We start from the raw sequence: 12,916 nt of genomic DNA, 5'->3' as shown, positions 1-12,916 counted from the left end.
GATCAGTTCTTGACTGATGATGGGTAGCCCGCATCCTCGGTAGCCTTGGTCAGTTTCTGCACGCTGGTCTTGGCATCATCGAAGGTGACCACCGCTTCGCGCGTCTCGAAGGTCACGTCAACTTTACTGACGCCATCGACCTTGGAAATCGCCTTCTTGACAGTGATCGGACAGGCCGAGCAGGTCATGCCCGGTACGGACAGCGTAACGGTCTGGGTGGCGGCCCACACGGGGGCAACAACGGCAGCGAGGGCAAGGGCGGAAAGCAGCTTTTTCATGGTGAACTCCTGTGATCAATAGAAAAATGGCACGACGTAGGGAAATCCGAGCGCGACCAAAACCAGCACGGCCACGCCCCAGAAAATGAGCTTGTAAGTAGCTCGCACTTGGGGAATCGCGCAAACCTCACCCGGTTTGCAGGCGGCTGACGGCCGGTAGATGCGCCGCCAGGCGAAGAACAACGCCACCAGCGCCACGCCGATAAAGATGGGGCGATAGGGTTCCAACACCGTCAAGTTGCCGATCCAAGCGCCGCTGAACCCCAAGGCGATCAGAACCAGCGGCCCGAGGCAGCAAGCCGAGGCGAGGATGGCGGCCAGCCCGCCAGTGAAGAGCGCGCCGCGCCCGTTTTGAGGTTCAGACATACGTTTGTCCTTTCGAATCTGAATTGGATAGCTTAAGCTTACTTCCGTAGTTATGTACGGAGTCAAGCGATATGGAAAACAATTTGGAGAACCTGACCATTGGCGTTTTCGCCAGGACGGCCGGGGTCAATGTGGAGACCATCCGGTTCTATCAGCGCAAGGGCTTGCTCCCGGAACCGGACAAGCCTTACGGCAGCATTCGCCGCTATGGCGAGACGGATGTAACGCGGGTGCGCTTCGTGAAATCAGCCCAGCGGTTGGGCTTCAGCCTGGATGAGATCGCCGAGCTGCTGCGGCTGGAGGATGGCACCCATTGCGAGGAAGCCAGCAGCCTGGCCGAGCACAAGCTCAAGGACGTGCGCGAGAGGATGGCTGACCTGGCGCGCATGGAGGCCGTGCTGTCTGATTTGGTGTGCGCCTGCCATGCGCGGAAGGGGAACGTTTCCTGCCCGCTGATTGCGTCACTGCAAGGGAAGAAAGAACCGCGCAGTGCGGACGCGGTGTAGCCCGAGGGAACTACGCCTTAGCGTGCTTTATTTTCCGTTTTCTGAGGCGACTCCTTCTTAGGCATGTTGTTCCCTCCCCGGCATGGTGATGGTTGGTCTAGTGTTTGTGGGTTTGATGTTCCGGCGTTTGATGAACAGGCGCAAGGTGTGAGGGCTGACGCCTAACAACTCGGCTGCGCGACTTTGCGGCAAGCCAAGGTTCACGTATGCCTGTACTTCATCAATACGGCTGTCCAGCTTCAAGGCGCTCGATTTGCTGCCCTTGGGTCGCCCGAGCGTCTTGCCGCGCTCTCTGGCGACTTGTAGCGCCTCGGTGGTACGTGCCTGAATGAAATGCCGCTCGATCTGTGCAGCCAAGCCAAGCACGGTTGCCATGATGTCGCTTTGTAGGCTGCCGTCCATGATGATCTTCTGTTTGGTCACATGGACGATTAGGCCGCGCTCGCTCGCCGCTTTGAGAATTTCCAAGGCGGCGAGGGCGGAACCGGCAATGCGCGTAATCTCCGGCGTCAGTAGCACGTCGCCACGCTCGGCCTTTTCGATGATTGCTCCGAGCTTGCGCTTGCGCCAGTCCTTTGCTCTGCTGGCAATTTCTTCCTCGATCTGTAGCGGCGCGAAGCCTTTGGCGTTCGCGTATTCGAGCAAACCGTATTTTTGGTTTTCCGGGTCTTGGCCGTCACGCGAAACCCGGAGATAGGCATAGTATTTTGGCATTTGCAGGGAAAACGTCAGATTCGGTTAAACATGCCTCATTCTAGCGCAGATTAAATAGGAATTAAATACCCTGTTGCGGTATAGATAAAACGTTGGTTTGTTCTGCCCTATGAGCGTACAAAAAAGGCCGGGTGAGTGGCCCGGCCTTCGTTTAGGTGCTGAATAGGATTGGTTCTGGTGCCAGCCTCATGAGAAGCGCGTCATAAAACCACATGAGGGCCGACGCACCAAGGCCGACGCCTGCGACCGATAGCATGATGTGGGTCTTATTGGCCGAGTCCAGCCCAAGCCACATGATCGGTAGGGTGATGAGACTGGCGAACGAAGCCAAGCCGAGAAGAAAGCGCACCGGGCCGCGCAGCCACCAGAGAATGAGGAACACCAGATGTCGTTTTCAGAAGACGGCTGCACTGAACGTCAGAAGCCGACTGCACTATAGCAGCGGAGGGGTTGGATCCATCAGGCAACGACGGGCTGCTGCCGGCCATCAGCGGACGCAGGGAGGACTTTCCGCAACCGGCCGTTCGATGCGGCACCGATGGCCTTCGCGCAGGGGTAGTGAATCCGCCAGGATTGACTTGCGCTGCCCTACCTCTCACTAGTGAGGGGCGGCAGCGCATCAAGCGGTGAGCGCACTCCGGCACCGCCAACTTTCAGCACATGCGTGTAAATCATCGTCGTAGAGACGTCGGAATGGCCGAGCAGATCCTGCACGGTTCGAATGTCGTAACCGCTGCGGAGCAAGGCCGTCGCGAACGAGTGGCGGAGGGTGTGCGGTGTGGCGGGCTTCGTGATGCCTGCTTGTTCTACGGCACGTTTGAAGGCGCGCTGAAAGGTCTGGTCATACATGTGATGGCGACGCACGACACCGCTCCGTGGATCGGTCGAATGCGTGTGCTGCGCAAAAACCCAGAACCACGGCCAGGAATGCCCGGCGCGCGGATACTTCCGCTCAAGGGCGTCGGGAAGCGCAACGCCGCTGCGGCCCTCGGCCTGGTCCTTCAGCCACCATGCCCGTGCACGCGACAGCTGCTCGCGCAGGCTGGGTGCCAAGCTCTCGGGTAACATCAAGGCCCGATCCTTGGAGCCCTTGCCCTCCCGCACGATGATCGTGCCGTGATCGAAATCCAGATCCTTGACCCGCAGTTGCAAACCCTCACTGATCCGCATGCCCGTTCCATACAGAAGCTGGGCGAACAAACGATGCTCGCCTTCCAGAAAACCGAGGATGCGAACCACTTCATCCGGGGTCAGCACCACCGGCAAGCGCCGCGACGGCCGAGGTCTTCCGATCTCCTGAAGCCAGGGCAGATCCGTGCACAGCACCTTGCCGTAGAAGAACAGCAAGGCCGCCAATGCCTGACGATGCGTGGAGACCGAAACCTTGCGCTCGTTCGCCAGCCAGGACAGAAATGCCTCGACTTCGCTGCTGCCCAAGGTTGCCGGGTGACGCACACCGTGGAAACGGATGAAGGCACGAACCCAGTGGACATAAGCCTGTTCGGTTCGTAAGCTGTAATGCAAGTAGCGTATGCGCTCACGCAACTGGTCCAGAACCTTGACCGAACGCAGCGGTGGTAACGGCGCAGTGGCGGTTTTCATGGCTTGTTATGACTGTTTTTTTGTACAGTCTATGCCTCGGGCATCCAAGCAGCAAGCGCGTTACGCCGTGGGTCGATGTTTGATGTTATGGAGCAGCAACGATGTTACGCAGCAGGGCAGTCGCCCTAAAACAAAGTTAGAAAAGGAAAAGTATGAGCAAGTTATCTGTATTCTTTATATTTTTGTTTTGCAGCATTGCTACCGCAGCAGAGTCTTTGCCAGATTTAAAAATTGAAAAGCTTGATGAAGGCGTTTATGTTCATACTTCGTTTGAAGAAGTTAACGGGTGGGGCGTTTTTCCTAAACATGGTTTGGTGGTTCTTGTAAATGCTGAGGCTTACCTAATTGACACTCCATTTACGGCTAAAGATACTGAAAAGTTAGTCACTTGGTTTGTGGAGCGTGGCTATAAAATAAAAGGCAGCATTTCCTCTCATTTTCATAGCGACAGCACGGGCGGAATAGAGTGGCTTAATTCTCGATCTATCCCCACGTATGCATCTGAATTAACAAATGAACTGCTTAAAAAAGACGGTAAGGTTCAAGCCACAAATTCATTTAGCGGAGTTAACTATTGGCTAGTTAAAAATAAAATTGAAGTTTTTTATCCAGGCCCGGGACACACTCCAGATAACGTAGTGGTTTGGTTGCCTGAAAGGAAAATATTATTCGGTGGTTGTTTTATTAAACCGTACGGTTTAGGCAATTTGGGTGACGCAAATATAGAAGCTTGGCCAAAGTCCGCCAAATTATTAAAGTCCAAATATGGTAAGGCAAAACTGGTTGTTCCAAGTCACAGTGAAGTTGGAGACGCATCACTCTTGAAACTTACATTAGAGCAGGCGGTTAAAGGGTTAAACGAAAGTAAAAAACCATCAAAACCAAGCAACTAAATTTCTAACAAGTCGTTGCAGCACGCCACTACGTGGCTGGACAGTTTGTAAGTTGCGCTTTTGTGGTTTGCTTCGCAAAGTATTCCACAACGCGCAACTTACAAACTGCCGCTGAACTTAGCGTTAGATGCACTAAGCACATAATTGCTCACAGCCAAACTATCAGGTCAAGTCTGCTTTTATTATTTTTAAGCGTGCATAATAAGCCCTACACAAATTGGGAGATATATCATGAAAGGCTGGCTTTTTCTTGTTATCGCAATAGTTGGCGAAGTAATCGCAACATCCGCATTAAAATCTAGCGAGGGCTTTACTAAGCTTGCCCCTTCCGCCGTTGTCATAATCGGTTATGGCATCGCATTTTATTTTCTTTCTCTGGTTCTGAAATCCATCCCTGTCGGTGTTGCTTATGCAGTCTGGTCGGGACTCGGCGTCGTCATAATTACAGCCATTGCCTGGTTGCTTCATGGGCAAAAGCTTGATGCGTGGGGCTTTGTAGGTATGGGGCTCATAATTGCTGCCTTTTTGCTCGCCCGATCCCCATCGTGGAAGTCGCTGCGGAGGCCGACGCCATGGTGACGGTGTTCGGCATTCTGAATCTCACCGAGGACTCCTTCTTCGATGAGAGCCGGCGGCTAGACCCCGCCGGCGCTGTCACCGCGGCGATCGAAATGCTGCGAGTCGGATCAGACGTCGTGGATGTCGGACCGGCCGCCAGCCATCCGGACGCGAGGCCTGTATCGCCGGCCGATGAGATCAGACGTATTGCGCCGCTCTTAGACGCCCTGTCCGATCAGATGCACCGTGTTTCAATCGACAGCTTCCAACCGGAAACCCAGCGCTATGCGCTCAAGCGCGGCGTGGGCTACCTGAACGATATCCAAGGATTTCCTGACCCTGCGCTCTATCCCGATATTGCTGAGGCGGACTGCAGGCTGGTGGTTATGCACTCAGCGCAGCGGGATGGCATCGCCACCCGCACCGGTCACCTTCGACCCGAAGACGCGCTCGACGAGATTGTGCGGTTCTTCGAGGCGCGGGTTTCCGCCTTGCGACGGAGCGGGGTCGCTGCCGACCGGCTCATCCTCGATCCGGGGATGGGATTTTTCTTGAGCCCCGCACCGGAAACATCGCTGCACGTGCTGTCGAACCTTCAAAAGCTGAAGTCGGCGTTGGGGCTTCCGCTATTGGTCTCGGTGTCGCGGAAATCCTTCTTGGGCGCCACCGTTGGCCTTCCTGTAAAGGATCTGGGTCCAGCGAGCCTTGCGGCGGAACTTCACGCGATCGGCAATGGCGCTGACTACGTCCGCACCCACGCGCCTGGAGATCTGCGAAGCGCAATCACCTTCTCGGAAACCCTCGCGAAATTTCGCAGTCGCGACGCCAGAGACCGAGGGTTAGATCATGCCTAGCATTCACCTTCCGGCCGCCCGCTAGCGGACCCTGGTCAGGTTCCGCGAAGGTGGGCGCAGACATGCTGGGCTCGTCAGGATCAAACTGCACTATGAGGCGGCGGTTCATACCGCGCCAGGGGAGCGAATGGACAGCGAGGAGCCTCCGAACGTTCGGGTCGCCTGCTCGGGTGATATCGACGAGGTTGTGCGGCTGATGCACGACGCTGCGGCGTGGATGTCCGCCAAGGGAACGCCCGCCTGGGACGTCGCGCGGATCGACCGGACATTCGCGGAGACCTTCGTCCTGAGATCCGAGCTCCTAGTCGCGAGTTGCAGCGACGGCATCGTCGGCTGTTGCACCTTGTCGGCCGAGGATCCCGAGTTCTGGCCCGACGCCCTCAAGGGGGAGGCCGCATATCTGCACAAGCTCGCGGTGCGACGGACACATGCGGGCCGGGGTGTCAGCTCCGCGCTGATCGAGGCTTGCCGCCATGCCGCGCGAACGCAGGGGTGCGCCAAGCTGCGGCTCGACTGCCACCCGAACCTGCGTGGCCTATACGAGCGGCTCGGATTCACCCACGTCGACACTTTCAATCCCGGCTGGGATCCAACCTTCATCGCAGAACGCCTAGAACTCGAAATCTAACGTCCGTTCGGGCATCGAGGTCCATGTCGGGGTGGGACGGGCCCGTGGCTTCAAGATCACTTGCAGTCCGACCGCGATGTCTTGGTTGCGCGAGAGGTTGTCGACAGGCCATGCTGAGTGTGCGATGGTTGATCGCTTCCTCGCCGCTCTCCACGGCGACGATGGCCGCCGCCATCAGCAAGTGCGCCAGTTCCCCTATGGTGCCCTCGCTGCGTGTGAGCAGGTAGCGAGCCATGTCCAGCGTGGCAATTGGGGAAGGCCGGCGCAGCGGGAGCGAAGCGGCGAAGCTGGCCAGCAGTGAGCAGCAATCGTCGTTGGCCTCCCATACCGGCAGCATCATCGGCTCGAAGCGATTTTCCAACTGGTCATCGGAGCGGATGGCTAGGTAGGCGTCGCGCGTGCCTACCCCAACCAACGGGATGCGCAGTTCGTTGCCGAGGAAGCGCAGCAGGTTGAGGAATTCCCGGCGGTTGACGCTGTTGCCGGCCAGCACGTTGTGCAGCTCGTCGATCACCAGCATGCGCACGCCGACCTTGCGCAGCAGTGCCAGAGCCAGTTGCTCCATTTCCGGCAACCGTGGGCGTGGGCGCAGCGGCGCGCCCATCGCGGCGAGCAGCGCGACGTAGAAGCGGATCACGGACGGCTCGGACGGCATCTGCACGACCAACACCGGGATGTGCTCCTGGTCGGCGTCGGAGCTGGCCGGGTGGGTGCGGCGGAACTTCTCGACGATCATCGACTTGCCATTGTTGGTCGGGCCAACCAGCAGCAGGTTGGGCATGCGTTGCTTGTTTGGCCACGCATAAAGGGCTTCCAGCCGGTTCAGCGCCTCGACTGCGCGCGGATAGCCGATCCAGCGGTCGGCGCGAAGGCGCTGGATGCGCTCGTCCGCCGGAAGACGGGCCAAGCCCTGGGCCGCCGGCAGCAGGTGGGACAGGTCGATGATGGGATATTCGTCCACGGCTACCACTCCTCAATCTGGTCGAACGGTTTGGCGGGTGGCAAGTTGTCTGCCTGCGGGTCGGCAATATCCGTATCCGGCGGAACGGGCTTGTCCGGCCGAGCTGATGTCTTGAGGTGCTGGCGGCGATCCGCGTCACGCCGCGCCTTGCGTGTGGCCTTCTGCGCGCTGGTCACAATCTCACGCATCTGGCCGATCATGCGGAACAGCGCCGACTCATCCACCTGTTCGCGCCCTTGCTGCCGCAGTTTCGCCAGCGCCTGCCGTTGTTCCCAGAGGGTGACAGCCGGATGCGACAAGGTACGGTAGGGAATTTCCAGGTAATGCTGTCCCTCCGGTTCCAGGACCCAGATACGGCTGATGTCGCGCGGATCGCGCCGGATCAGAAAGGACGGCCAGCGTTCACGCCGCGCAATCCACGGCTTGAGCGCATCGGCGTAGTAGTGGATGTGGTCGATGACAAAGCCGGTGCGGGTCAGCGTGCGCCGGAGGATCGGCAGAAAATCGACCAGGAACGAAGTAGCGCGTGTGACGACGGCCGGTACGCCGACACGCGCCACGGCCTCGGCCCAGCGCGCGGCCGGCGGTTGGAGCAGGCCGTTGTGCACCGAACCGTGGTAGGTGCCGACCGCCAATGTGAGCCAGCGCTCTAGCTCGCGCAGCGTCAGGGCGGCCTTGTTTTCGGAATCGTAGTCGCCGCGCTGGTCAGGGTTGGAGAAGGTCGTTCCCGGCAGTTCGTCGTGAATCATCTGCATCGCCGTGCCGATGATCCGTTCCACGATGCCGCCATAGTGCGGCTGTCCCAGCGGGCGATAGTCCAGCCGGATGCCATGCTGCTCGCAACCCCGGCGCAGGGCCTCGCTCTTGAACTCGGCCGCGTTGTCTAGGTAGAGCAGCAAGGGCTTGCCGCTCATCTGCCAATCCATTTCCACGTTCAGTCCTTCCAGCCAAGGGCGCTTGTCGCAGGCGACATGCACGAGGCACAGGCCAACCGAAACGGCAGACGGCGCTTCCAGCGTGACGACCATGCCGAGCACGCAGCGGGTGAACACGTCGATGGCGAGGGTCAGGTACGGGCGGCCAATAGGTTGCCGGTCGCGGTCATCGACCACGATCAGGTCGATGACCGTATGGTCTATCTGCACCTGCTCCAGCGGCGCGGTCACGGCAGGAGGCTCGCCGCCCACACCTTGTAGGTCACGAGCGGCATCCTGGCCTTCCCGCCGGCGGATGACCTTGCGCGGGTCAAGGCTAGCGATCCGTAAGGCCACGGTATTGCGCGCCGGCACTCGCAGTTTTTGAGCCTTGCACACCTGAGTGACTTCGCGGTGAAAGGCCGCTAGGCTGCGCTTCTGCTTGGTCAGGAACCGCTTTTGCAGTAGCTCGTGGATGACGCGCTCGACCGGTTCCGGCAAGCGCCCCTTACCTTTACCTCCACCGGACTGGCCGGGCACCAGATCCGTCACGAGGCCGCTGCCTTGCCGGGCACGCCGGATCAGAACGTATACCTGGCGCCGAGACAAGCCCAGCGCCTGAGCCGCCATATCGGCCGCTTCGTGCCCGACCGTCTCCGACTGCGCCAACGGACTGATGATCTCCGCACGACGGCGCGCACGCTCCCAAGCCTCATCAGGCAGAGTGGCCACGCCTTGTTCTGGAATCCGTGGGGTGTCCGTCGCCATGCTCACCTCGCTTTGGTGCACACGAGTATTGAGCATAGTCGAGATTGGTGCAGATCACTTCTGATATTGAACTGTCAGGAGCTGGCTGCACAACAGCCATTACGCCCAATCAACTGGTGCAGTCGTCTTCTGAAAATGACAGCCCGCTTTTCGATCATGGCCCCGGTGCAGGCCGCCTATGACGCCTACCAGGCCACGGCAAGCCGGACGCAGAACACGATGGACAGCATCGAGGCCGAGCTACGCGAACCCGGCGGCATGACGGCCGAGCGCCGCGAGCTGCTGGCGGTGTTGCTTGCAGCAGCCCGCGCCCGCGAGGCGGCCGCGCTGGACAAGCTACAGGCGGAATCGGCCCTTGCGCAGTTGAAGATGGCCGACTTCAACGCCACCAGGTAAGGCACAACCAGGAACGACAAGGGCGGCCAGTTGGCCGCCCTTTTCACGTCCGGGCCTGCATCGTCAGGAATGGCGATGAGATCCACCGCGGCGGCTGTCATCGTCGGAACTGGCGATGTTGGCCATCCCTACCATTCCAGGCCGTGCATGGTTCGCGCACGTGCTGCGACCTGGTGCGCGTGCTCGATGTAAGCCGCATCGCCGGTGGCTTCGGCGTCGGCAAGGAGCGCGGCCACGGCCTCGGCCGTGGTCAGATGTTCGGCCGAGACGGCGCGGGCCGGGTCGGCTTTCAGGGCGTCATGGGCCGGGCCGGCCTTCTCATGCAGCCAGGTTTCCAGGTTCTTCGGGTCGCTCATCGGCGGGCCTCATCGAGCCAGGCCAGCGTTTCGGCGTCACGGGCGGCTACGCGGGCCAGCAGCTCGCGCAGCAGCGCGGCCAGGCTCATGCCGTGCGCTGCCGCGACGGCGGCCGCTTCGGCCTTCACGTTCGCAGGAATGGCGGCGCTGATGGTTTTGATGGTCATGCCCTATCCCCTTTCTTGACTGGCGGCCACTGGCGGGCGGTATGCACCAGGGCCAACACCCAAACCGTGCCCCCCTCGATCTCATACACCAACCTATAGCTTTCATGCGGTATCAGCTCGCGGGTGCCTGAAATCTTGCCCGTCCGGCCCATCTTCGGATGCGCGGCCAGCCTGGCGGCCGCATCGCTGAAAAGCTCATCCATGCGAACGGCTGCGCCGGGATTGTCTGCCGCGATGTAGTCCCAAATGTCGGCGCGGTCTTGTTCCGCTTCTGGCGTCCAGACAACTATCACGCCTGGCCTGCCGCTACCTGGTTGCGCCTGGCAGCGAACGCGGCTTCAACTTCATCATTCGACCGGCCCAGGCCGGCACGCATCGAGGCGCGGCCGGCTTCGACCTTGCGCCGCAGGTAGTCGTCATATTCGCGGGCCTGGCGGCGCTGCTCGATGTAGCCGCGCATCAGCTCGCGCATGACCTGGGACGCCGGCCGATCTTCGCCGGCAGCTTCGGCCATGAAGTCGGCGCGCAGCTCCGGTTCCAGCTTCATCGTGAAAACAGCTTCTTTTGACATGGTGCGCTCCTTTGTAGAGGTACTAACGCAGTATATACGTTATCAGTATCACGCGCACGCTGAAATTGTCTTGCGTCTGCTGGCCCCGCAGGCTCATTGAGGCCGGGAAATTGGGCTAGGCGCATTTAGTGTCGTTTTCAGAAGGCGACTGCACCAGTTCACTGGGCTGGCCGCCGTGTGTGCATAGAACTTCTGACCGGGAACGGTCAGAAGTTCTATGCACGAAGCGCCGCGAGAGATCGGAATTGCTCAGAACTCTTGTGCACGGCGCGACAAAGCCGGAACCGCCGAAAATTCCGGCGATCAACCGGCAAGCTGCTTGATGCGCTCGGCCAGGCGGCCGAAAGCCTCGTTCACGTATTCCAGCACCTTGGGTTCTGCGCCCTGCGTGCGCAGCGAGTCTTTGAAGGCTTCCAGGTCGGACAGCCATTGCCGATGCAGGCGGCCCAGCTCGTCGAGCTGAGGCCGGAAGTCTTGGAGACTGCCGCTCGCACGAAACGCCTGGTAGCCACGCTCAAGCGTGGCCGCCGTGGTCAGCAGTTGCGCGCCCATTTGCTTGTGCTGTTCGGAGAACTCGGCCATGCCGTCATAGGGCCGCGAAGCCTTGCGGCGCTCGGCTTCGGATGCCTCTTCCATGATGCGGGCGTAGCGGTAGAACCCTGGGAACTCGCGGGACAGCGCCATGAGCTGCTGATCGGATGTGCCGACCCAAATCCTGTGCAGGTCAGGCCCGTACCCCATCATGCGATTGATGATGGCATGGGCCTCGCTGACACCCTGGGCGGCAAGCTGCTGCATGTGTTGGTCGATCTTCGCGGCCAGTCGGCGGAATTCGTTCATGCTCATGTCCGTCACAAAAGGCGCGTTGATTGCCCTTGCGCCGTGAGAAGTGCCACCGCCTTCTTATCGAAGGAAACGAAGGTTTCCCCGCCAAGCCAGTTGCCTTCGTAGGCAATGACGCCATCGGCAAAGTCTCCGCCCGCGTCGAGCACCAGCAAGCCAGCCTCCACGGCAGGCCGGTTCACTTCCACATTCGCGGCGGCCAGTAGTGCCCGGATCGCGCTGGCCGCGTCGGCTTGCTGGAAGCCGTAGACACGCAGCAGCACCCAAACAAATTCGCATAGGCACGGCAGCGCGACCGCGATCAACTCGGCGTCGGTCAAGACTGCGGCGGCAACGTCCGCTTGTGCGGGATCGTCACGCACAACCGCACGCACAAGGACGTTGGTATCGACTGCGACCTTCATTGCTTACCTGCCCAGCCTTGCGCCGCCGCCTCGTTGATTTCTTCGATGGTGGCAACCTTCTGCGTCTTGCCCGCGAGCAGGCCGACAAAGCTGGCTATCGTCCCTGCGGGCCGTGCCGCCTTGAGCACGCCCCGACCGTCTGGCAACAAGTCCAGCTCGATCTTGTCGCCTGGCCTGATGCCGAGGTGTTGCAGTACGTCCTTCCGAAACGTCACTTGTCCCCGTGCGGTAACGGTCAATGTGGTCATGGTGGTTTGCCCTCGCAATCAAGGTTGATGCTTCACATAGTAATGCAAAAATGCCTTACCGTCAATGTCCGTCAAACGATCATTAGTCGGCCATGCCGGACACTGTCCAGCAAAGTTATTGCACAACGGGTTGTCGGACATTAAGATAGGCGGACGGAATGACGGACAAGAGAGGCGGCAAATGGCACTGATCGGCTATGCGCGGGTATCGACGGCGGAACAGGACACCGCCTTGCAGACGGATGCGCTACGCAAGGCAGGCTGCGAGCGCGTTTTCGAGGACACGGCTTCCGGGGCCAAGGCCGACCGCCCCGGCTTGGCTGATGCGCTGGCCTACCTGCGCGACGGCGACGTGCTGGCCGTCTGGCGGCTGGATCGGCTCGGGCGCTCTATGCCGCACCTAATCGAAACGATAGGCGCGCTGGAAGCGCGAGGCGTCGGCTTCCGTTCTCTGACGGAAGCCATCGACACCACCACGCCAGGCGGGCGGCTCATCTTCCACGTGTTCGGCGCGCTGGGCCAGTTCGAGCGCGACTTGATCCGCGAGCGCACCAAGGCCGGGTTGACTGCCGCCGCCGCTCGTGGGAGGAAGGGCGGGCGAAAGCCGGTTGTCACCGCCGACAAGTTGCAGCGAGCGCGGGAGCACATCGCCAACGGGCTTAATGTCCGAGAGGCCGCTACACGGCTCAAGGTGAGCAAGACGGCCCTGTACACCGCGCTGCAATCCACCAGTGCAGCCGACTCCTGATATTCCGTGCAGTCGTCTTCTGAAAATGACATCACGCGCAGGTAGATGCGTGCGACTTTCATGCGGGCCTCCTGGTCATTTTGGGTATAGGGAAAATGACCATTGTTTCACGCCTAGCCAAAAAGGGAAGGTTCCCGGTTC

The 12,916-nt window shown here is 59.9% G+C and carries 21 protein-coding genes; 7 read left to right on the top strand and 14 right to left on the bottom strand.

Features of this window, described 5'->3' with window-relative positions; all coding sequences use genetic code 11:
• Positions 1-2: 2 nt before the first annotated feature.
• Both merP and merT read right to left on the bottom strand, forming a co-directional pair.
• Positions 3-278 carry a mercury resistance system periplasmic binding protein MerP gene (merP, locus tag APH44_RS21135; protein ID WP_000735441.1) on the bottom strand — a complete coding sequence of 92 codons (276 nt, stop codon included), beginning with the start codon at positions 276-278 and terminating at the stop codon, positions 3-5.
• Positions 279-293: 15 nt separating this feature from the next.
• Positions 294-644: a mercuric ion transporter MerT gene (merT, locus tag APH44_RS21130; RefSeq protein ID WP_001294667.1), complete on the bottom strand. Its 351-nt coding sequence runs from the start codon at positions 642-644 to the stop codon at positions 294-296.
• Positions 645-715: 71 nt separating this feature from the next.
• Between merT and merR the strand changes: the two genes are divergently transcribed.
• Complete coding sequence (merR, locus tag APH44_RS21125) at positions 716-1,150, top strand: Hg(II)-responsive transcriptional regulator (protein WP_000429838.1); 435 nt, start codon at positions 716-718, stop codon at positions 1,148-1,150.
• A 57-nt stretch (positions 1,151-1,207) separates the two neighbouring features.
• On the opposite strand, the gene APH44_RS21120 is transcribed toward merR, so the two are convergent.
• The 3 genes from APH44_RS21120 to intI1 all read right to left on the bottom strand — a co-directional run bounded on the left by APH44_RS21120 (position 1,208) and on the right by intI1 (position 3,466).
• Complete coding sequence (locus APH44_RS21120) at positions 1,208-1,864, bottom strand: recombinase family protein (protein ID WP_012196454.1); 657 nt, start codon at positions 1,862-1,864, stop codon at positions 1,208-1,210.
• A gap of 151 nt (positions 1,865-2,015) precedes the next feature.
• Positions 2,016-2,246, bottom strand: coding sequence for a hypothetical protein (locus APH44_RS21115; RefSeq protein ID WP_012196455.1), 231 nt, complete (start codon positions 2,244-2,246; stop codon positions 2,016-2,018).
• A 206-nt stretch (positions 2,247-2,452) separates the two neighbouring features.
• Positions 2,453-3,466, bottom strand: a complete 1,014-nt coding sequence (intI1, locus tag APH44_RS21110) for a class 1 integron integrase IntI1 (protein WP_000845048.1) — start codon at positions 3,464-3,466, stop codon at positions 2,453-2,455.
• A 152-nt stretch (positions 3,467-3,618) separates the two neighbouring features.
• Between intI1 and APH44_RS29345 the strand changes: the two genes are divergently transcribed.
• The 4 genes from APH44_RS29345 (at position 3,619) to APH44_RS21100 (ending at position 6,399) form a co-directional block, all read left to right on the top strand.
• Complete coding sequence (locus tag APH44_RS29345) at positions 3,619-4,359, top strand: xeruborbactam-resistant subclass B1 metallo-beta-lactamase IMP-10 (RefSeq protein ID WP_032490175.1); 741 nt, start codon at positions 3,619-3,621, stop codon at positions 4,357-4,359.
• A gap of 231 nt (positions 4,360-4,590) precedes the next feature.
• The gene (locus APH44_RS29340; protein ID WP_000679427.1) at positions 4,591-4,938 is read left to right on the top strand and encodes a quaternary ammonium compound efflux SMR transporter QacE delta 1; all 348 of its coding nucleotides are present in this window, start codon (positions 4,591-4,593) and stop codon (positions 4,936-4,938) included.
• Positions 4,932-5,771, top strand: coding sequence for a sulfonamide-resistant dihydropteroate synthase Sul1 (gene sul1 / locus APH44_RS21105; protein WP_000259031.1), 840 nt, complete (start codon positions 4,932-4,934; stop codon positions 5,769-5,771). Before APH44_RS29340 ends, sul1 begins: the two co-directional genes overlap by 7 nt.
• Before the next feature lie 127 nt (positions 5,772-5,898).
• Positions 5,899-6,399 (top strand): GNAT family N-acetyltransferase, encoded by a 501-nt coding sequence (locus APH44_RS21100; protein WP_000376623.1) that lies wholly within the window; start codon positions 5,899-5,901, stop codon positions 6,397-6,399.
• Here APH44_RS21100 and APH44_RS21095 read toward each other — a convergent pair.
• Entirely contained in the window at positions 6,368-7,360 is a 993-nt protein-coding gene (locus APH44_RS21095; RefSeq protein ID WP_001381192.1) for a TniB family NTP-binding protein, read from the bottom strand. The genes APH44_RS21100 and APH44_RS21095 overlap by 32 nt on opposite strands.
• Before the next feature lie 2 nt (positions 7,361-7,362).
• Positions 7,363-9,042 carry a Mu transposase C-terminal domain-containing protein gene (locus APH44_RS21090; protein WP_000179844.1) on the bottom strand — a complete coding sequence of 560 codons (1,680 nt, stop codon included), beginning with the start codon at positions 9,040-9,042 and terminating at the stop codon, positions 7,363-7,365.
• A gap of 135 nt (positions 9,043-9,177) precedes the next feature.
• Here APH44_RS21090 and APH44_RS21085 point away from each other — a divergent pair, with 135 nt between their 5' ends.
• A complete protein-coding gene (locus APH44_RS21085) occupies positions 9,178-9,438 on the top strand; it encodes a hypothetical protein (RefSeq protein ID WP_054894417.1) in 261 nt (86 codons plus the stop codon).
• A 128-nt stretch (positions 9,439-9,566) separates the two neighbouring features.
• On the opposite strand, the gene APH44_RS21080 is transcribed toward APH44_RS21085, so the two are convergent.
• The 7 genes from APH44_RS21080 to APH44_RS21055 all read right to left on the bottom strand — a co-directional run bounded on the left by APH44_RS21080 (position 9,567) and on the right by APH44_RS21055 (position 12,027).
• Positions 9,567-9,794: a hypothetical protein gene (locus APH44_RS21080; RefSeq protein ID WP_054894416.1), complete on the bottom strand. Its 228-nt coding sequence runs from the start codon at positions 9,792-9,794 to the stop codon at positions 9,567-9,569.
• Positions 9,791-9,961, bottom strand: coding sequence for a hypothetical protein (locus APH44_RS30130; RefSeq protein ID WP_166479518.1), 171 nt, complete (start codon positions 9,959-9,961; stop codon positions 9,791-9,793). The genes APH44_RS21080 and APH44_RS30130 overlap by 4 nt, the downstream gene beginning before the upstream one ends.
• The gene (locus tag APH44_RS21075) at positions 9,958-10,254 is read right to left on the bottom strand and encodes a type II toxin-antitoxin system mRNA interferase toxin, RelE/StbE family (protein ID WP_054894415.1); all 297 of its coding nucleotides are present in this window, start codon (positions 10,252-10,254) and stop codon (positions 9,958-9,960) included. The genes APH44_RS30130 and APH44_RS21075 overlap by 4 nt, the downstream gene beginning before the upstream one ends.
• Positions 10,251-10,532: a hypothetical protein gene (locus APH44_RS21070; RefSeq protein WP_054894414.1), complete on the bottom strand. Its 282-nt coding sequence runs from the start codon at positions 10,530-10,532 to the stop codon at positions 10,251-10,253. The genes APH44_RS21075 and APH44_RS21070 overlap by 4 nt, the downstream gene beginning before the upstream one ends.
• Before the next feature lie 303 nt (positions 10,533-10,835).
• Positions 10,836-11,372, bottom strand: coding sequence for a hypothetical protein (locus APH44_RS30235; protein WP_003159187.1), 537 nt, complete (start codon positions 11,370-11,372; stop codon positions 10,836-10,838).
• 11 nt (positions 11,373-11,383) lie between these two features.
• Positions 11,384-11,779 (bottom strand): type II toxin-antitoxin system VapC family toxin, encoded by a 396-nt coding sequence (locus APH44_RS21060; RefSeq protein WP_003159186.1) that lies wholly within the window; start codon positions 11,777-11,779, stop codon positions 11,384-11,386.
• Entirely contained in the window at positions 11,776-12,027 is a 252-nt protein-coding gene (locus tag APH44_RS21055; protein ID WP_003108276.1) for an AbrB/MazE/SpoVT family DNA-binding domain-containing protein, read from the bottom strand. Before APH44_RS21055 ends, APH44_RS21060 begins: the two co-directional genes overlap by 4 nt.
• 181 nt (positions 12,028-12,208) lie before the next feature.
• Between APH44_RS21055 and APH44_RS21050 the strand changes: the two genes are divergently transcribed.
• Entirely contained in the window at positions 12,209-12,775 is a 567-nt protein-coding gene (locus APH44_RS21050; protein WP_003159185.1) for a recombinase family protein, read from the top strand.
• The last annotated feature ends 141 nt before the right edge of the window (positions 12,776-12,916 follow it).

The organism is Pseudomonas sp. NBRC 111143 (assembly GCF_001320965.1).
GTDB classification, from domain to species: domain Bacteria; phylum Pseudomonadota; class Gammaproteobacteria; order Pseudomonadales; family Pseudomonadaceae; genus Aquipseudomonas; species Aquipseudomonas machongensis.
Note: the sequence above shows the minus strand (reverse complement) of the source record. Positions and strands in the feature narration are given on the sequence as shown.